Consider the following 17,902-nt stretch of genomic DNA (forward strand, 5'->3'; position numbering starts at 1 on the left):
CCCATGAATCCGATCATGTCAAAATCTTTCAAGCAAAGTACCAAAGTGATGGGGGCCGTCGTTATTTCGACGGCGCTCCTCGCCGGCTGCGGCGCTCAGCCGCAAGCTGCACCGACAGCTGCTAATGCGTCGGAACCCCAGCTCAAGACCGTTAAAGTTTCGAAGATCGAGAAGCAGAGGATCGGCGATCCGCAGGAGCAGGTAGCCGAGGTTATTTCTTCCATCCAGATTGACTTGGTGACCAAGGTAGGCGGAGACGTCATGGAAGTAGTGAAGAAGCGCGGCGATATGGTGGAAAAAGGCGATGTGATTTTCCGCATGGACCCGACGGATGTAAAAATGAAAAAGGACAAAGCGCAGATTGATATTACCAGCAGTCAACAGCAGTTGGACAAAGCAAGACAAGAATTGGCCAACAGCAAGCAGGAAATGAAGAATGGAATCAAGAAGCTGGAAGAGTCCATTAAGGAAACCGAAAAGAACTATAACAAAATGCGCAACGATTACGATCTGGGCCTGGTTACAAAATTCCAGCTTGAGCAAATGGAAACACAGCTTAACAATCTCAAGCTCGATCTGGAAAACAACCGAAACAAGCAGAAAACGCTGGAAACGACGAACTCCTTGGCGCCGTTGGAGCAAGCGCTGCAATCCTCGAATCTTTCGATTCGCGAAGCCGATCGGACGCTCGAAAATATGGAAGTGAAAGCGACGGTTAGCGGCGTCTTAACCGACCTGCCGATTGAAGTGGGCATGTCTTTGAATGCTGGTTTCCAAGCCGGGAAGGTGCAACAGCTCGATCCGATCAAAATCCGGGCGGAGCTGACCGAGGAGACGGCTAATTTGGTGCGCGGCAAGCAGGAGCTGACATTCTACGTTCCTGGCACGCTTGACAAGACAAAAGCCAAGGTCAGCTATTTGGCTGACGTGATGAGCGCCAATTCCAAGTCTTACACGTTGGAGCTTGAGTACTCTAACGCTGAGCGTAAGCTTAAGCCCGGCATGAAGGCTCAGATTCTCGTAACGGAAGAAGCCGATCAGATGGTTGTTACCGTGCCTACCACGGCTATCGTGCGTGAAGGCGGAGACACGTTCGCTTTCGTGCTCGTAGGCGATACGGCGGAGAAGCGCAAAGTGGCTTTAGGCCGTTTGAACGAAACGATCCAAGAAGTGCTGTCCGGTCTCAAAGAAGGAGAACAGCTTATCATTTCGGGTCAGAACCAATTGAAAGACAAGGAGAAAGTCCAGCTGGCCAAGTAACTCTCAGCGGACCTGACAGGAGGAAAACCAAGTGAACAACAAGCTGAAAAAAACCGTAGCATCCGTCGTTATTACCGCCTCGATTATGAGCACAGGTTATTCCGCTCTTGCAGCGGAGCCTGCAGGAAGCGAGCCTGCGGCGCAAGCCGTCGTAACCTATAAACTGACCGACCTTCTCGATGTGGAAGTCAAGGGCGTATTGAACGAGCGAATTCAGGACGGTACCCGACTCGGCGTCGTCATTCGAATGAAGAATAACGGCGCTACCTCGACGCGGGTACCTGACTACGAATTGCGGGTGAAGACCAGCGAAGGCGTCGAGTATACGCTGCAACCAAGCGCCTCGAACGTTAAATCGATTCAGCCGAAAGCGAACACGGAGCTCAGCTATATGACCGTCATCGATCGCACCGATACCGTAAATCTGGCTCAGGTGAATTGGACCGATGTCGACTACTACATTTATCCGAAGAAGGAGACGCTGATCGTAGCGGCGCCGATTACGGGGGAGACTTGGAAAGGCGGCGATACGCCGATTACCGATCCGAGCGCGATTAAGAAATGGTCTGATTCCTTTACGATCCCGACATTAACCTCGCCGATCCAGTATACGCCGGCGGCGATCAACAAGGAGTCGACGGAGAAAGGCACTGTATACGTTGTACAACTGCTTGCTTACAACCCTTCGAACCAACGCGAAACGATTCCGACATTCGCCGTAGACGGCAAGGCGGCGGGAAAAGTATTTTCCGGCAGCCAGGTAGAGCAAGGAAATATCACGCTGGAAGCGAAGGAAGAAAAATATATTCATTTTGCTATTCCGACGGACCAAGATACGATCTTGAACAGCTTAAACATTTTGACCCCAGAGAAATTTGCAGTTGGCGGAGCCGGCGGCGCAGGGGTCGGAGGCGCAGGCAATGTGGGAGCAGGGGCCGGCGGTGCGGCTGGCGCAGGAGCAGGAGCCAATGCCGGTGCAGCTACGGGTACTGCCGGTGTGTATAACGTAGGACGTCTGAACATTTTGCTGCCGTCGCAGCAAACCGGAGAAACCGCCCTGGCCTATAAGCTCGGCACTCCAATGACGCTGGACAAACGGAGCCAGCTGATTCATCCGGATTTGGATGTTTCCGTTATCGAGTTCCATATGTTTGACAACAAGGAAGAAGGATCGAAAACCGTCTCGGCCAAATTCAAGCTTACGAATAAGACGGACCGGCCGCTCGCCGTTCCGGCATTTGCAACGGATCTGGTAAGCTCGGACGGTTATGAGTACAACGGCAGTCGTCAAAATATTACGACGCCGAACGTGCTTCCAAACTCTTCGCTCACCGTGAACTACTTCTATACGATCCCAGTGTCCGAAACCGGAAAGGGCTTGGCACTGAAGATCCAAGATACGAAGTCTGCGGCACCGTATAAGTCGACGATTGGCGCTTACAGTGTTGCGCTTCAAACCGAGGATAGCAAGGATACGTTTGAGCTGTATCCGTTTGAGATTAAAGTGAATAACTGGCAAATCGGTACAAGCTTCAATGCCATGGGAGCGAAGAACTACCAATACAAAGCGAAGTTCTTTATGGAAGTCAGCCGCCACGATCAAGTCCAAGTAGATCCGAGCTTCTCGGGACTGCTGTTCGAGCTGTACGATTCCGCAGGCCGGTTGATCGGATCGGGCAACGGATCGTTTGTTGGAGCTAACCGACTGGTTACCGGGGAAAACAATATTACTTTTGACGGTAACACAGAGCAATTCGATTATCCGCTGACCGTTCGGATTTATGAGCAGTTTACGACTACGGGCGGGCAAAAGTCCAAGCGTCTGCTTAAAGAGCTTAAGCAATCTTAATTCATAGTCGTTTGAAGTAAACGAAAGCCGGCCTTTGGGTCGGCTTTTCCCCAATTATCACCAGTTGTCCCATAGTACACGCATATAGATCATGGTATAATGATAGCACTTCCATTAAAGGAGCGATTCTCATGAAACGTCAGGTTCACAGCAAAGAAATAAAAGCTGCGGTATATCAAAAGCTGGAGGAACGCGGCGTGACGATGGAAGATATTGCCCTGATCGTCAGAGAAATGCAGCTTCCTTATCATCCCGATTTGACGCTGGAGACTTGTCTCGAATCGGTCCATGCAGTTTTGCAGAAGCGAGAGCTTCAGCATGCGATTCTTGTCGGTATCGAGCTGGACGTATTGGCTGAAAAAGGTTTGTTGACCGAGCCGCTGCAATCGATTATCGAAAGCGATGAAGGACTGTTCGGCTGCGATGAAACACTCGCTCTCGGGTCGGTGTTCGGATACGGCAGCATCGCGCTTACGACGTTCGGCCATTTGGATAAACAAAAAGTCGGAATTATTAAACGTCTGGATACCAAGAACGGCAACGGCGTACACACTTTCCTGGATGATCTGGTTGCCAGCATTGCGGCATCGGCATCAAGTCGTCTGGCCCATCGGCAGCGGGATGCGGATGAACGGGACAATGTCGTCGCTTATATTGCCGCGTCGGAAGAAAACGCGGGCTGAAGCGAAATTTGTTATATATTGGAGGAGCTTCCTTATGCAAATAAGGGAGCTTTTTTTGGGTTAAGATACTAACAAAACTTCATCTTCATTCGATAAGCGGAGTGAACATAAAATGAACTGGGTCTATTGGGTGAAATTGTACGACAGCAAGTTTCAAGCCGGGTGTCTGGCCAAGCGAATGGAAGAAGACTGGTGGATTTACGGTTACGAATGCCCCAGCGAAGTCCAGGTGTTCCGTTCCAAAAAAGGCCGTTTTGGCGTTCGCTACACTGTTTAATTTTTTTACTTGACTCCAACGTTTAAGTTGGTGTATAGTTATTTTTGTCGCTGTCATTATACAGTGTGGATTTTCTGACGCGGGGTGGAGCAGCCCGGTAGCTCGTCGGGCTCATAACCCGAAGGCCGCAGGTTCAAATCCTGCCCCCGCAACCAAAGCTTCAAGGGCCCTTAGCTCAGTTGGTTAGAGCGGTCGGCTCATAACCGATTGGTCGGGGGTTCGAGTCCCTCAGGGCCCACCAAACAGAACTGCGCCGGAGTGGCGGAATTGGCAGACGCACAGGACTTAAAATCCTGCGGTAGGTGACTACCGTACCGGTTCGAGTCCGGTCTTCGGCAGTTCCATAGTAGTATCTTACATAAAGAGTTTTGCTTTGATCCTTCAGAGCAAAACTCTTTTTCTTTTCAAGAGGAGATTTTTGCCGCGGATCCTCATATACTTTAGAACACGACAAGGAAGGGGGGGACTTCCATGCCTTCGATTATTTTGGCTCCGATCAAAATTACAGGCGCCGAAGGGGAAGTTGTATTCGGCGATGTATTGCAGGTTAATCCGAAAAGTACATCCAAGTCGTATTCGGGTGCAGGTGGCGGCAATACGGGGGATTGGATGGGAAATATTTCGCTGGTCAGTTCGACAAATACGTTTGATGCGGATGTTGCCGATTCCACTAACGCGGCGAATAATTAGAGTACATAGATACAAGGGAAGCATACCCTGATGATCTTGATCCATTCCGTACGTCTCAGACGGCCGCTTTGAGCTGTTTTGGGACGTTTTTGTTTGTGGAAGAGAAGGCTACATAAAACGAATATTGACGTTGGTATAGGGGTGGTCTATGGGCTGCTTGCGCATGTGCAACTGGAGAATGCTATTCTTATAAACCGCTTTGCAACTGCTTGGCACGATTTGGTTAGCAAGCCGGATCGTTTGCGTTTTGTCGTCCGGGAGTCCTTCCAAACGGATTTGGTAAGGATTGAGCATCAACCGGATTTTGTGCGCTTGCGCTTTGTCGGGGATATGGATTTTGGCGATGATATTGTTATGGGTGTCGAAGATTTCCGAATGAAAGTGATGCTTGAGCGCCTGAACCTCCACGTTAGGCAATGCCCGGTTCAGAACGTCTTTGATATACCCTTCAACCCAGTTTACGGGGTCTCCGTTGTCGCCGCTAAGGGAAGGGGTAGGGAACGGCAGCTTCCCGTTAAAAAACTGCTCGAATTGTTTCCAATTCATATCGAAAAACGAGTTGTTATTTTTGGAATCACCCATGTTTATCCACTCCTTACTGATTCCAGTATATGAGCCTGAAGCGCAAACCATGAGTCCCCGCTAGCTGCCAAAAACATACTTCTTATCCATGGATCATATACTACAATACAAAACCATTGAGTTAGGGTGCTGCCTCATGCCGGCTATCGTAGGCGCCATCAAAATTGTGAACGTCGGTACAGGCTCCATCGTGCACGTGGGAGATTCGATCCAACTGGCTCCGAGCGTAACGGCAAAAACGTTTGCCGGAGCGGGTTCTTTTAATACGGGGGATAATTTGCGGGTCTGCAATATGGTCAGCACCACCAATACCTACGATAACGATATCGCTGACTCCAATGTGGTTTCCGCCGATAAGGCAGGTGTCGTATAAACCGCCATGCAGCTAATTATACATCAAAGCATTGTCATTCAAAATTTCAAGATCGGCTCCGTATCGAACTCTTCCGTGCTTCAGATTGGGACCGCGGGTACGATTCGCGCGTTGGCCAATCTATATAATACCGGGGGGTTTACCGGTCCTGCCCCTCAGTTCACCGCTCCTGCAACGACTCCGCAGGCGACGCCGCCGGGTGTGATAGAGCAACCCAGCCCGATATCCTTGGTACCACTGCCTACACCTTCCAGGTAAACGGAGGAATGACGGATGTATTCATCTTACCCGGAATCTTACTTTCAAAAGCTGAACGACTATTTAAAATGGCAGACGAGCCGCATCCGTTCCTTGGAAAATAAGGTCGAGTCGCTTTCTCAAGAGCTGGAATCGATAAAAAAGCAGCGGGGAGTGACGATCGAGCGAATTGAGTATAAATTCGATCAATTGAAAGTAGAGAAGCTCGATGGGACGCTCAATGTCGGACTTTCGCCCGCGGGACTCGGCGAACAATCGGTCGAGGATATGGAGGTCAGTGGTGAAACGATTCGAACCAATACAGCCAAATCGGAGTCGTTTGCACGTATCCAACAGCGGGTGACGGATTATTTGCAGCAATCTTGCCCAGCCGAATTGGTACAACTGGAAGAGAAATACCAAGTGAAGCTGGATGAGGATACGAACGAATCGATCATTGGCGATCTTCAGGGGCAGATCGGGCAGCGGATCGATTATTATTTAAAACACGGGCTCGACCCGGACGTAGTCGTCTTGACGGCAGAGCAGGAACAGAGCATTACAGACAAAGTCATCCGGGATATTCGGCTCGGGCTCGAACAATATTTCTTAAAACGAAAAACCGAAGGAGGAGCTCCGAATGAATCTGCAGGTGGAGAATAAACAGATTTGTGTCGGGAACATTCAAGTTGAGGGCGTTGCCAGCTCGTCGGTTTTCCTGATTGGCGACGCTGAGGTCATTAGCTTGTCCAGCGTGTTCGATACACCCCCGGAATCGCTCATTATCGGGCCTCTCGTGCCGCTTGCATCCGGACGTGTGTGATGGCTTGCATTCCGCGTACATCCGTTGTCAGAAGCTTGAAGGTGAACGATGTCGGTTATGCTTCCACTGTTTTTATAGGGGACTTGGTCGATTTTTCTCCGGTGACTTATGTTTTTGCCGTTCAGCGGGAAATTCCGGTTTTTTATGGGGATGAAGGACATTTGAGCGCTTATCCCGTTTATTCGGCCCCGCTTCCGATAGGCCGGCAGGAGCCGGCAGCGCAGATGGACGTGACCAACACATGTCCGTTCATCTGTGCCGGGGATGTTCGGGTCATCGCCATTTCTTCGGCATCCATGGTGCAGTTCGGATCGGTCCGATCGATTCGTGCGGATACCAGGGTGAAAAACATCCGTCAGCTGCTTCGCGGGCTTCCTCCGAAATGAGATGGAAGTGACTTCGATCGAGCTGGCTGTGGTGGGCTTCCGTCTCCGTTCTGTGATATAATCATGTTGTAATATTGGAAACGAACGGGATAAGGGAGAGAACACAATGGCACGAAAAAAAATAGAGCACGTGGGCATTATGGTCCGGAATATCGATACGTCGGTACAGTTTTACAAAGATGTCGTAGGCCTTGAACTGAAGGATAAGCTCGTACATACGAACGGCGTCGTCACGCTGGCTTTTCTCGGGTTCAACGAGTCGGGGGAGACGGAGCTTGAACTGATCCAAGGTTATAACGACGGGCTTCCGGCGGAAGGCAAGGTGCATCATGTCGCTTTTACGGTGGACGACATTGAGGAAGAATTCGCCCGCATCAAAGAGCTCGACGTGCGTTTGATCGATCAAGAGATTACGACGCTGCCGAATGGCTCGCGTTATTTCTTTTTCTATGGCCCGGATGGTGAATGGGTCGAGTTTTTCCAATCGACGAGATAAGGCGCGTATGAATTCCGGAAAAGCAAAGCCCGATACGAAAATAAATTGTTTAAAGTGCAAGCACTTTTATGTAACTTGGGACCCGGGTTTTCCCAGAGGCTGCTGCGCTTACGGCTTCAAAACCGCGGACATGCCTTCCGCTTTGGTGCTGCGTTCCTCGGGTAAGCCTTGCTTGTCCTACGAAGAAAAAATAAAGTAAACGGCAGGGGAAACGACATGCTGTTCAGTAACCGTCAAAAGAAGCTGATCCTTGACGTTTTGCTCAAGGAGCGCAGACGCCTGTTTTCCAGGCATAAGGGCGAGCTGCTCGACAAAACGATCGAGGACTTGTCGCAGATGCTTCGCAACGAAGAAATCAATGCAGAACTTAAAGATAACGTCATCGATTGGAGCAGGAAAGGCGGCAAGCGCCGCTAGGCCGTCGATCATAAAGGCACCCCGTCGCGGGGTGTCTTTTATTTGCGACTCAACCTCAAGGTCAATGCTTGTTCCTCCGTTAACCTAAATTGCTCGCTCAACCCGATCTCCTCATCCGGATCTCTTGCGAACATGTAAAAAGAAAATTCCGCCACTTGAATTACGAACGAGTGTTTGGTATATAATAAATATAGAAGAACAAATGTTCCTGTTTTGAGGAGGGGAAAATCGTGCTTCCATGGCAAAAGTACACGGGGCGTATAGTTGAGATCATTTACGGGGACCGTTCCGGGCAATTCAGCAAGCGGAGGATCGTCATTCGATCCGTACAGCCTGCTTTCATTCGGGCTTATTGCATGGAGCGCGGAGCGGTCCGATGCTTTGCTATCGATCGCATATTGGCCGTACAGCCGGTCCCATCCGCGAAACGAGCGTCGTCAGCGTCAGCGAGACAGCGGGAATTGGCTTAAGGAGAGGGATGCATGTGAGAAGCAATCTGTACGATGAGTTGAAAGAGCACCGCCACGGAGATCAGGAGCGGCTAAGAAAGCTGATGGAAGAGATTCGTCTGCTGATGGAGGCGAAAAAAAAGCGCCCTCTGCTGGACAGACTTCGTACGAAACGTCCGAATACGAAGCCAAAAGCTTGGGACTAGCCGGCAAAGCAAGTTCCCGAAAAAAGCGGGGGCGTAGAAAAAAGAAAAGCCCGGCGGCATGTGTAGGACATTAAGCGGAAACCGGGCTAATGCTGACGTTTTCTTTCGAATCGGAGACAACCTGACAAATTCCTGCATTATATTTCATCGAATTGATGAAGTGGAAGCCTGTCTTGAAAACGACGTATTTCTTGAGCGGGTTCGGCTTGTGGAGCTTTTGGCAAGCGAGGCAATAGTACATAAGTTTTCTCCTTTTCAAGTCACGATATGACAATTATAGACACATTATATGCTTAAAATTGCGAAATATCACTCACAATGGTATTAAGTTTTAATAAAGATTGTCCAATTCCCGTTATCCATCACATCGAAACAACTTAAACGTAAAAAGACAGGTATCAAACAAGCCTTCCATCGGGTTGTGAAGTTGTGGTACCCTGTAGTTGTCCGAGGGAACTGAAAATAGAGAGTTTTTGACATTATTCGGAAAAGGTGGAGAGTAAAATGAAGCGTTTTGAGGAATGGGTCATGCAATTTTACGGACAACGAAATTGGACGCAATACGGCGTCTTCGAACGTATGGGTTTTCTGATGGAAGAAACGGGAGAGCTGGCACAAGCCGTGCGTACCTATGAAATCGGCCGGGATCGTCCGGACGAAGCGGTAAAGCCAGAGCCGGTGTTGAAGGAGGAGTTGATGGGAGAGCTCGGGGACATTTTGGCGAATCTGGCGATTTTGGCCAATAAGTATGGTTTTACATTGGAAGATGCCGCCAAGGCTCATCAGGAGAAATTATTGAAGCGATTCGAATCCGACCCGGTGAATTGAGCCGCTCTAATTTTCCGCTAAAGTATAATGATGCGCAGAAGGTGGACAAACTAGAAAAAATTGCTCATGCAGGAGATAAGAATGCTCGCAGTCATCTTTGATGTAGAGACTACATATGTAACCGTAAAAGGCGACATCCCCGAAATCGTGGAGATCGGCGCATGCAAGGTGAATCTGAATCCGTATGAACCGGGTGAAGCCGTCACGGATTGTTTTCAATGCTATACGTTTCCTGAAATCAAAGGACGGTTCGGCAAAAAAACGTTAAAATTTATCGGCTTGAAGGAAGAGGATCTGGGAAAAGTAGTTCCGTTTCGCGAAGGGTACGACCGATTCATGGAATGGATCGGCTCCGAGCTGGTTTACTTCTGCAGCTGGGGGGTCGATGACCGCAAAATTTTGCTGGAGCACTGCAAGCGGTTCGATCTGTCTCAAAGCTGGGTGAACCATTACCATGACATTCAGAGGCCGATCTCGCAGCTGCTGGTTAAGCGCAATCAAATGAAGCTGAAGGATGCGATTGAACTGGCCGGTATCGAGAAAGAAGGCAGATTTCATTCCGCCCTGGTCGATGCGATTAACACAACGAAACTGTTTGTCCGGTATTACGATCAACTTCATTTAAGAGCCGTGATGCGGGGCTGAAGTTGGTTGCTGCTTATCATGTCTTATTAAAACCAGGAAAACCCCAAATCAGGGGTTTTTCTAATCTCAACATTTTTTAACGTCATCTATTTTTGGATACGGTTGTTGATTCCGAGAATCAGTGTTGGGTGAAAATGGGGAATAGATGCTTTTAAAGAAGCAGTTAAAGAGCAAGGAAGATTCGGTAGCAAAACATTCGAGGCAGTAAAATTATTTCAAAAGGTCACCATGCACTTGCCTCTAAATGAACAGAATGGAATCATTGGTCAGAAAACGTGGTTGGAGATTATAAAGCAGTATGATGTAATGACTAGACGCTCATATGGGAGAAGTGACGTATATCCAACTCCTAATCATATAGCCAGGAATCTGGCTCATTCTCCATTTGCCCCTCATCAACACTTAAGATCGATGAATTGCTTTGCTTCATCAAATTGGTTCCATCCAAAAAGAAACTACTAGGGAGTTGGAAACATAGAAAAAAGCCCGCAGAATCAAAGATTCACGGACTCATTTCATTATGACCTGTAGTGGGCTCGAACCACTGACCCCCACCCTGTCAAGATGGTGCTCTCCCAGCTGAGCTAACAAGTCATGTTGTATTTGTTGTTGCAAGAAATAATATACAGCATATAAAGGCAGAAGTCAAGGGGAATGAATGAAAAAAATGCCCGCAAAGTATCGGATGCTTTACGGGCAGAGGAAATTATTTGAATGTGACCATCTGGTATACGGTTCGTCCGTCGCCGGTAACGTCAATCGTTTGCCCTGTGGACGTTTTGGCTTTCATCTGAGATGAGCCGCTTCCGTCCAAAAATATACCGTCGACCAAAGTGCCGGAGCCGATTTTTTCTTTGATCGCGGTACGGAACTGCTCGGGGGTGCAGGTTGTATTGGTGACGACGAGCCAAACGTTTCCTCCGGAATTGTACACCAGCGCCGACCGGCCGGAGGCCGTGCCGTTAACACCTCCAGGAATGTTTTCAGCGGTGGCTTGGCTTTTCCAGGTCGAGTCGCTGCTCAAGCGCATGCTGATTCCGCCTTGTGCCCAATAGTTGGATTTATCCGATACGTTCAACTCGCTGGCCCATTTTACGACCTGTACTGAATATTTGCTTGCTTTAGCGTCCCATACTAGCGTTCCACGCGCATAACCAACGTTCACCGCGCCTTTATAAAGCTCGCCGATGGACCCACCGCCTGCGGGCACATGGTTATTTACCGCAATCGACAGCAGAGTTCCGCCGGAACCGAAAAATCCGCCGTTGATGCCATAGCTGCTTTGATTTTTTAAATTGCTGCTAATCGCTTTTAATTTGATATCGTTGGGCGAAGCTTTCATTGCATGCAATACGACACCGTTGGAAGCCGTTACTTTGGAGTACGTGTAATTGGCTGCCGCACTGACAGGCACAGCAAGCACCAACAGGAAGACAAGCGCTAAGATGAGAGATTTCTTGAACATCTCCATACCTCTTTTCTTCGATTCATCTATTAATAGAAGATCGGCGCCTTCTTCAATTAACAATTTCATTATAGTAGGTTTCCGGATTTGAAAATATAGGAATATAATATCTTTATATGGTAATTTGATTGCTAATTAAATTCATGCCAAATTGGGTATCGGGAGATGGATACGACCATCTAACAGCATATATTTATTTTTATTTGGATACCGAATTTGATACCAAGAGCTAAATTAATGGACCAATGATTTATAGAAGTGGGAAGCCTTTTACTGAGGTTAACAAAAGTCAATCTGTGTTTTATCCTTAAAAACAAAAAAACTCACAGATAAACTCCGTGAGGGGAAATGAATTAAATGTTAATAAGTTGAGAGCATTATTAAGACCACTGGCCGGGACTCTTTTTGTTTGCTTTTGAAGATGTTTCGTACTATTCACTTTGGGCGTACTTTTCAAGCTCTGTCGGTTTTTTTCTATCGCCAATTACTGCATACACCGAGGACCAAGCACGAGAAATATCTTGCCCCAAATAGAGCTACTTTGTTCGGGTTCTGTTAACTGAATTTCTTTCAAATGCCGTAAAAACTACTTTTCCCGCATGTTTTCGAATACGCAATTCCACCCATTTATCGTTACCCTTGAAACTAAAAACCTTTTCCAATTTTTCATCATCCCTCGTTCTGCCCTCGTCTTTGGCTTTGATAGAAGTATAATACTATATGCAGATATTGGAAATCATCCAAGCAGATTGTGCCGATAGGTTTCGGCCCGTTCCGCGGTCTTCCGTCTGAAAATAGGCAAATCCCATTTTCGTAATTCCCTTCCATCCAATGTTACTGAATTTTAAATATATGTATATATTCATAAATATTTCATAGTATATCCATTTAATATTTGATATAATTTATTTGTAAAATTATACAAAGGAGTGATTTTATGAAAACTGCATTTAAAATTCTGTCCAGTGCTGTTTTGGCATTATCCTTAATGACTGGAGTTGCCGCAGCAGAACCTACAGCTCTCACACAATCTGCCAATACTCAAGCTGTAAAACAATTAAATCTAAAAGTCGGTGAAAAGATTAGGTTACACGCCGTTAAAAATGCTTCCTCTAGCCCGTATGGCGTGGTCGATCTAGTAATCCGCCGTTCGTATCTCAACATGTTCTACTGCGATGTGTATGGTGTTGCTCCTGGTGATGCGATTGTAAAAACGAATATTGGGGATTTTTCCATTCATGTTACACAGTGATATCTCAAATAATTATTCAGCACCTTTAGGGGTGCTTTTTTTATCTTATTTCCCATCCCTTACACAGTCCTCCTCAGTTTGATTCTGGATAAATAATCCCGCCTACGGTTTTTTCGCAATCAAGCTGCCGTTCGCCCGGCATTATTTGAAGGGGCCGAAGCCCCTGAATTATTTCTGTGCCTCTAGGATCGCCGCCGCGATTTCGAAACCGAGCCGGCGCCCTTGGCAAATTCCTGCCCGGCTTTGTCGGTGCGTTCTAATGCTTCGGCACTCCAGAATTGTTGAAGGAATTTTAAGTCACTTATGATCTTCCGCTCTTCGGCAATGGGCTACCTCCGCGAATTATGTTGGTATTGGGAAAGAGAATGCTTTAGGAGGGTTAACACGCGATGCTCCCCAAAATCCTTGAGTACAAGATCGAGGGAAATGTCCTTTACCCCTTAGTTTATATGGACTTGTCCCTCTTGATTGATGAATACGATTCGATTATGATGTCAGTAAAGCAAGTGAGGCGGAAGAGGAGGGCCTAACCTTCCCTTCCTGTTACTTATTTGAGAATGACGGCAGCATGACACAGCGAAGGATTGCAATTCGGTCGGTTGAACGAGCAAAGCGTTTTGTTTCCAGCGGCAAGCGCCGCGAGTATTCAAACTGGAGAATATCCTTGCCGTACAACAGGCGGTGCGTCATGCTGGATGCTGAACGGAAAGTGCTGCGGATCGTTGCGAATTATTCGGCTGGCCGTAAAAGGATGCCTTCTTTAATCGAGCTGGGGAGGGAAGGTTATATTTCTTAGTCTCCGGCCAATCCTGAATGGATCACGTTGATCCAGGCATGGGAACGGGAGGACCCGGGGAGCGGGTGGCAGGTGTACGGTTCAAGATGAAAATTTCCAAGAAAAATTACTAAAGCCCCGGCTCGATAGCTTCGGGGCTTTTTCGCGTGTATTTTGTGTAAATCGGCGGCCGCCCCCAACTTGTCCCCAAATTGCTATTTTTGCATCTGTATCAGTAATTTTAAATTTGCTGTTACAATGAGAAAAGCCGCGTCCCATAAGGGCTCGCGGCTTTCTGCTATAATGACCTGTGCAGGGCTCGAACCTGCGACCCCCACCCTGTCAAGATGGTGCTCTCCCAGCTGAGCTAACAAGTCATGTTTCATATCTTGCGGGGACGTTTTCCATAATACCAAGATGGGCGTATAATGTCAAGCGTTAGCCTGCAAATTTTTTTGTTTTTGTAAATATGGGTTTATTCCGTCATGGATCTCTCTTTTATCCCTGTACATTCGTTATGGTATAATAGAGCAAGTTAGACATGCATTTGAAAAGAGGGGACTTTGATGAGAGATTTTCGATGGGCGCATTTGCAGCCGCATATCGAAGGGGGAGAGAACGAGCAGCCGGAACCGGAGCAAGAAGCGCTGGATTGGGGCGAGCAGGAATGGGGAACTCACCGTTACCACGTCAACCGGCTTGTCGAGGATTCCGTATCGCTGCTGCCTATGCCGGAGAAAGCCGTCGTATTGGGAGCGGGGAATCATGGCGATGTCGGCCTGCCGCGTCTTTCCGTCCATTTTCAGCAGGTAACCGCGCTGGATACGGAAGACAATATGCTGCAGGAATGGCTCGATTCGGCTGGGGGAATTGCTAATAACCGGGTACGTTCGTTAACGAGAATCGACTATACCCGGCTGGACCAAATTTCCTTCTACGAAACGTTTGAGGAGCTGCTGGCGGAAGGCAAGTCTGCCGGGGAAATAACGGATTACTTGAGGGACTGCGCATTTCGCGTGCGTGGGCTGGAGGCGATGCCTCATTTGAAAAAAACGTTTTCGCTCGTCGTTTCCTCGGGTGTGCATACGCAATTGTTTTATCCGGATGCGCTCATGCAATTTTACGGCTACATGGAGAAATACAATGAAAATGAAACCCGGCAAATTGTCGAGGCGCTGGGATACCTTCGGAACAGCCTGATATCAGACTATAACCGGATGCTGCTGTCCCTTGTAAAACCCGAAGGCCGGGTGATGGTATGGACGGATATGATTTTGCTGGACGAGGATAAACAATGGATCGCCGAGGAGTTGGACCAGCGGCAAACCGATAAGGAGAGAACGAGCTTTTTGTTCGAAGCGTTCGGGCAGTACGGGATCGAAGCGGCTGTGCTGGGTCTCAAGGAGCTTCACGACTCCCTTCGCCCGGATCAATTGTTGTTCCGCAGCTGGGTCGGGTATACCGATTCCGGCAAAACGTATTTGATCGCCGGGTTATCTGGCCGGCTCCGCCCGTAATAGTTCGAATTCGGCCAGATCTTCTTCCGTACAGAAGCTGCATTGCGAGATGACGGTGGTTTTGCGAAGCTTGATCGCTAATTGGTTGATCATGCTGGTCAATGCCGCCGTCTCCTTTTCGTTATGCGAAAACTGAATGCTGTATTCCGGATGACCGGTTTCCGTCTGCCCGGAGCGTACAAGCATCCCCAGTGTCCGGTATTCTTTGGCCAGAGCGGTGAACTTCAGCTCGATCAATAAACGGCTTTCGTCCGGCAGTGGGGCTGCGGTAAAAAAGCGTGCTCCACCGGCGCTGAGGTCCAGCATCGCGGCTTTCGTCGTTTTGAATTCCGGCTCAAGATCGTCCATTCCGATAAGTTTCAATTCCGCGCATAGCGGCTGCTGAAAGCGCAAACGAAAAAAGCTGCGCTTGTTTTTTTCCATACTCATCATCTCCAACAGTCCTTTGCAGCAGGGTGAAGAGGCAAATTAACGTTTGCTATAACAGAGCGGGTCCGGCTTAAGCAACCGCTTTCCAATAAAAAGCCGCTCAGGAATAGAGCGGCGGTTGAATGCAAAGGATGTGATTCTTGCTGTGCAGAACGGCGCTGTTTCCGATCAATTCAATCCGATCGATCTCGCTTGGTATCGGCGAGCCGGCGGGAGAGGGAGGGACTTCCATTTGAAGTGGTCCTCTCTTCCAAATTCGGATAAATCTATTATACAATATTGTCGGAAAAAGAACATTAAAACTTTGTTACACTTGTTAACATGATTAAACTTGCAGAACAATATGTGGGAATGGAGAATCGCAGATGAAAAAATTATACAGTCAAATGACCATGGCCGAATTGGAGCAGGAAATGAAGAGCCTGCGGGAGGAGCTGGACCGGGCGGAATTTCCAAGCCAGCGCTCCGTGATCGAGCGCAAATATTATACGGCGCAAGCTTATACGCTCGATCCGTCCGATTTTCCGCCAGGGGTGTATAAGGTGGAGCATGTGCAGCTACCGTTTATTTTAAGCTATGTGAACGGTATTATGGCTTGGGGGACATTAGGGGAAGAGCCGGATGCCAGCTTCCCGATTTCGATGCTGACCCGGCTCTAAATGCGGCACATATCAACCGGACAATTCTCGCATTGGCAGATGTCGCGGAGATAAGGCAAATCTTTAACGACGATGTAGTTGTTTTCCATGGCAATAATATTGGCGCGCTTCAGATCGCCGAGCATCCGGTTGACGCTCTCCCGGGTTGCGCCGATCATGTCGGCAAGTTCGCTGTTCGTAAGCTTTTTGGTGATGACGATTTCCGATCCGTGACTTTTGCCGTACGTGTTGCACAGCCGGATCAGCGTCGAGCAGAGAGCGCCGGGCTTGCCGAACATCATGAGATCGCGGAATTTCGTTTGAGTCATCCGATGCATAAGTCCCATCCACTTCATGAACTCGACAGCAAGGTCTCCGTGCTGCCACAGCAGGACCTCCAAATCCTTTTGCTGGATGACCCCGATGATGGAGTTTTCCGTGACCTCGGCATTAAAGCTGTGAACGGAGTTTTGGAAAGGATCGACCTGCCCGAACAAGTCTCCGGTATTATAGACATAAAGGATGAAGCTTTTCCCTTCATCGCTGGCTTTCGTAATCTTCACTTGACCGCGCTTCAAAAAGTACAGTTTATCGGCCGTATCGCCTTCCCAGAATAAATGATTTCCGGATTCGGCTCTCATTTCATACATAATTTCCTTAAGCTTCGTTAAGCTTTCTTCCGTAAAACAATCCGAATTGGCCACTTGGCTGACCGGTTTTCGTTGCAGCATATCCGTCATGGTACATACCTCCGGCGTCGGTCTGGTAAAGACCTCTGTAGGTTTTGTTGTATCTAACATACCTTATTCCGCAGGATTTGTGATGTGATTTACATCACACTTCCTTAAATCTTCATATTTTTTTGTGATCTTTGTAACATGCAGCGCTTCGCCCGACGTGTATAGTGAAGATAAGAATCACATTACATGGGGGAAGTGAAAACGTTATGATGACCGGAGTGCTATTGGCGGGCGGTCACCCGCGGCGAATTGAAGGCCGTCCCGCGGAACTGTTGGTGTTGGCTGGTGAAACGGTCGTAGCGAAACAAATCCGCGAAATGCTTACGATCTGCGGAGAAGTCATTATCGTAACGAACGAGCCCAAAATTTTTCTTGAACATGTCCCCCGGTCCGTACGTATCATTACGGATTTTTACCCGGGCCGCGGACCTCTTGGCGGGCTTCATGCGGCGCTCACCTTGTCCAGATACCCGGAGCTCTGGGTCACCGGCGGGGCCATGCCGTTCATTTCGGCAAGAGCAGCCTCTTTCCTGGCGGAGCACCGGAGCGTCTTCGGTTACGATGCCGTGCTGCCGGAGGTATCGGGACGGCCCGAGCCTTTGCATGGCATATACCGCCAAAGCTGTCTCACGGCATTGATGCCTCTGCTGGAATCGGGAAACGACGTACAGCCAGGCTGGATGTCGTTTCTGCGCAAGCTTCGTTGGGGCTGCGTCGAAGCGGATATGCTTCGCAAGCAAAATTTGGGGGATGCCTTTACATTTCGGATTAAAACAGAAAAGCAGTATTCGGAAGCGGTTTCGCGGGCGCAAGCGCAGGTCCGAAGCGTATTCCGGTAAACAAGGGCGGAGCTTTTCCGCCTTTTTATTTTCCCGGTTCGTGCTG

At 48.5% G+C, this 17,902-nt stretch carries 24 protein-coding genes and 5 tRNA genes; 23 read left to right on the forward strand and 6 right to left on the reverse strand.

Features of this window, described 5'->3' with window-relative positions:
• The first annotated feature begins 3 nt into the window (after window positions 1–3).
• The 8 genes from KQX66_RS26490 (at window position 4) to KQX66_RS26525 (ending at window position 4,759) form a co-directional block, all read left to right on the forward strand.
• Entirely contained in the window at window positions 4–1,260 is a 1,257-nt protein-coding gene (locus KQX66_RS26490) for an efflux RND transporter periplasmic adaptor subunit (protein ID WP_216795809.1), read from the forward strand.
• A gap of 31 nt (window positions 1,261–1,291) precedes the next feature.
• Complete coding sequence (locus KQX66_RS26495) at window positions 1,292–3,109, forward strand: hypothetical protein (protein WP_216795811.1); 1,818 nt, start codon at window positions 1,292–1,294, stop codon at window positions 3,107–3,109.
• Window positions 3,110–3,240: 131 nt separating this feature from the next.
• Window positions 3,241–3,792 (forward strand): phosphatidylglycerophosphatase A family protein, encoded by a 552-nt coding sequence (locus tag KQX66_RS26500; protein WP_216795813.1) that lies wholly within the window; start codon window positions 3,241–3,243, stop codon window positions 3,790–3,792.
• Window positions 3,793–3,904: 112 nt separating this feature from the next.
• On the forward strand, window positions 3,905–4,069 hold the full coding sequence (locus tag KQX66_RS26505; RefSeq protein WP_010492025.1) for a hypothetical protein: 165 nt from the start codon (window positions 3,905–3,907) through the stop codon (window positions 4,067–4,069).
• Window positions 4,070–4,147: 78 nt separating this feature from the next.
• Window positions 4,148–4,224 (forward strand) — tRNA-Met (locus tag KQX66_RS26510).
• 9 nt (window positions 4,225–4,233) lie between these two features.
• Window positions 4,234–4,310 (forward strand) — tRNA-Ile (locus tag KQX66_RS26515).
• Between the two features lie 11 nt (window positions 4,311–4,321).
• Window positions 4,322–4,407: transfer RNA gene (locus tag KQX66_RS26520), tRNA-Leu, on the forward strand.
• Between the two features lie 133 nt (window positions 4,408–4,540).
• The gene (locus KQX66_RS26525; RefSeq protein ID WP_216795815.1) at window positions 4,541–4,759 is read left to right on the forward strand and encodes a spore germination protein; all 219 of its coding nucleotides are present in this window, start codon (window positions 4,541–4,543) and stop codon (window positions 4,757–4,759) included.
• A 108-nt stretch (window positions 4,760–4,867) separates the two neighbouring features.
• On the opposite strand, the gene KQX66_RS26530 is transcribed toward KQX66_RS26525, so the two are convergent.
• Window positions 4,868–5,341 (reverse strand): hypothetical protein, encoded by a 474-nt coding sequence (locus KQX66_RS26530; protein ID WP_216795816.1) that lies wholly within the window; start codon window positions 5,339–5,341, stop codon window positions 4,868–4,870.
• Window positions 5,342–5,477: 136 nt separating this feature from the next.
• Between KQX66_RS26530 and KQX66_RS26535 the strand changes: the two genes are divergently transcribed.
• From KQX66_RS26535 to KQX66_RS26590, 11 genes are all read left to right on the forward strand, one after another.
• A complete protein-coding gene (locus KQX66_RS26535; RefSeq protein WP_010492031.1) occupies window positions 5,478–5,714 on the forward strand; it encodes a spore germination protein in 237 nt (78 codons plus the stop codon).
• A gap of 6 nt (window positions 5,715–5,720) precedes the next feature.
• Window positions 5,721–5,972: a spore germination protein GerPB gene (locus KQX66_RS26540; RefSeq protein ID WP_216795818.1), complete on the forward strand. Its 252-nt coding sequence runs from the start codon at window positions 5,721–5,723 to the stop codon at window positions 5,970–5,972.
• 15 nt (window positions 5,973–5,987) lie between these two features.
• Window positions 5,988–6,614 carry a spore germination protein GerPC gene (gene gerPC, locus KQX66_RS26545; RefSeq protein ID WP_216795820.1) on the forward strand — a complete coding sequence of 209 codons (627 nt, stop codon included), beginning with the start codon at window positions 5,988–5,990 and terminating at the stop codon, window positions 6,612–6,614.
• Window positions 6,592–6,774, forward strand: coding sequence for a spore germination protein GerPD (locus KQX66_RS26550; RefSeq protein WP_216795822.1), 183 nt, complete (start codon window positions 6,592–6,594; stop codon window positions 6,772–6,774). The genes gerPC and KQX66_RS26550 overlap by 23 nt, the downstream gene beginning before the upstream one ends.
• Window positions 6,774–7,160 (forward strand): spore germination protein GerPE, encoded by a 387-nt coding sequence (locus KQX66_RS26555; RefSeq protein WP_216795824.1) that lies wholly within the window; start codon window positions 6,774–6,776, stop codon window positions 7,158–7,160. The genes KQX66_RS26550 and KQX66_RS26555 overlap by 1 nt, the downstream gene beginning before the upstream one ends.
• Before the next feature lie 106 nt (window positions 7,161–7,266).
• On the forward strand, window positions 7,267–7,656 hold the full coding sequence (locus KQX66_RS26560; RefSeq protein WP_216795826.1) for a VOC family protein: 390 nt from the start codon (window positions 7,267–7,269) through the stop codon (window positions 7,654–7,656).
• Window positions 7,657–7,872: 216 nt separating this feature from the next.
• Window positions 7,873–8,073, forward strand: a complete 201-nt coding sequence (locus tag KQX66_RS26565) for a hypothetical protein (protein ID WP_216795828.1) — start codon at window positions 7,873–7,875, stop codon at window positions 8,071–8,073.
• A gap of 230 nt (window positions 8,074–8,303) precedes the next feature.
• Window positions 8,304–8,543, forward strand: coding sequence for a WYL domain-containing protein (locus KQX66_RS26570; RefSeq protein ID WP_216795829.1), 240 nt, complete (start codon window positions 8,304–8,306; stop codon window positions 8,541–8,543).
• A 14-nt stretch (window positions 8,544–8,557) separates the two neighbouring features.
• Window positions 8,558–8,728: a hypothetical protein gene (locus KQX66_RS26575; protein WP_216795941.1), complete on the forward strand. Its 171-nt coding sequence runs from the start codon at window positions 8,558–8,560 to the stop codon at window positions 8,726–8,728.
• Between the two features lie 504 nt (window positions 8,729–9,232).
• Window positions 9,233–9,556, forward strand: coding sequence for a MazG nucleotide pyrophosphohydrolase domain-containing protein (locus tag KQX66_RS26585; protein WP_216795836.1), 324 nt, complete (start codon window positions 9,233–9,235; stop codon window positions 9,554–9,556).
• Window positions 9,557–9,637: 81 nt separating this feature from the next.
• Entirely contained in the window at window positions 9,638–10,201 is a 564-nt protein-coding gene (locus KQX66_RS26590) for a 3'-5' exonuclease (RefSeq protein WP_216795838.1), read from the forward strand.
• 521 nt (window positions 10,202–10,722) lie between these two features.
• Here KQX66_RS26590 and KQX66_RS26595 read toward each other — a convergent pair.
• Window positions 10,723–10,795 (reverse strand) — tRNA-Val (locus KQX66_RS26595).
• A 112-nt stretch (window positions 10,796–10,907) separates the two neighbouring features.
• A complete protein-coding gene (locus KQX66_RS26600) occupies window positions 10,908–11,666 on the reverse strand; it encodes a hypothetical protein (RefSeq protein WP_216795839.1) in 759 nt (252 codons plus the stop codon).
• 937 nt (window positions 11,667–12,603) lie between these two features.
• On the opposite strand from KQX66_RS26600, the gene KQX66_RS26605 reads away from it, so the two are divergent.
• A complete protein-coding gene (locus KQX66_RS26605) occupies window positions 12,604–12,918 on the forward strand; it encodes a hypothetical protein (RefSeq protein WP_216795847.1) in 315 nt (104 codons plus the stop codon).
• Between the two features lie 1,079 nt (window positions 12,919–13,997).
• Here KQX66_RS26605 and KQX66_RS26610 read toward each other — a convergent pair.
• Window positions 13,998–14,070, reverse strand: a tRNA-Val gene (locus KQX66_RS26610).
• 189 nt (window positions 14,071–14,259) lie between these two features.
• Here KQX66_RS26610 and KQX66_RS26615 point away from each other — a divergent pair.
• Window positions 14,260–15,210: a hypothetical protein gene (locus KQX66_RS26615; protein ID WP_216795849.1), complete on the forward strand. Its 951-nt coding sequence runs from the start codon at window positions 14,260–14,262 to the stop codon at window positions 15,208–15,210.
• On the opposite strand, the gene KQX66_RS26620 is transcribed toward KQX66_RS26615, so the two are convergent.
• Entirely contained in the window at window positions 15,187–15,633 is a 447-nt protein-coding gene (locus KQX66_RS26620; protein ID WP_253957449.1) for a PilZ domain-containing protein, read from the reverse strand. The genes KQX66_RS26615 and KQX66_RS26620 overlap by 24 nt on opposite strands.
• Window positions 15,634–16,004: 371 nt before the next feature.
• Here KQX66_RS26620 and KQX66_RS26625 point away from each other — a divergent pair, with 371 nt between their 5' ends.
• A complete protein-coding gene (locus KQX66_RS26625; RefSeq protein WP_010492069.1) occupies window positions 16,005–16,298 on the forward strand; it encodes a DUF1811 family protein in 294 nt (97 codons plus the stop codon).
• On the opposite strand, the gene KQX66_RS26630 is transcribed toward KQX66_RS26625, so the two are convergent.
• On the reverse strand, window positions 16,295–17,017 hold the full coding sequence (locus KQX66_RS26630; protein ID WP_216795851.1) for a Crp/Fnr family transcriptional regulator: 723 nt from the start codon (window positions 17,015–17,017) through the stop codon (window positions 16,295–16,297). The two genes, KQX66_RS26625 and KQX66_RS26630, sit on opposite strands and share 4 nt — an antisense overlap.
• A 206-nt stretch (window positions 17,018–17,223) precedes the next feature.
• Between KQX66_RS26630 and mobA the strand changes: the two genes are divergently transcribed.
• Window positions 17,224–17,856 (forward strand): molybdenum cofactor guanylyltransferase, encoded by a 633-nt coding sequence (gene mobA / locus KQX66_RS26635; protein WP_216795852.1) that lies wholly within the window; start codon window positions 17,224–17,226, stop codon window positions 17,854–17,856.
• Window positions 17,857–17,902: the final 46 nt, after the last annotated feature.

This window comes from Paenibacillus oleatilyticus, from assembly GCF_018998565.1.
GTDB lineage: Bacteria > Bacillota > Bacilli > Paenibacillales > NBRC-103111 > Paenibacillus_G > Paenibacillus_G oleatilyticus.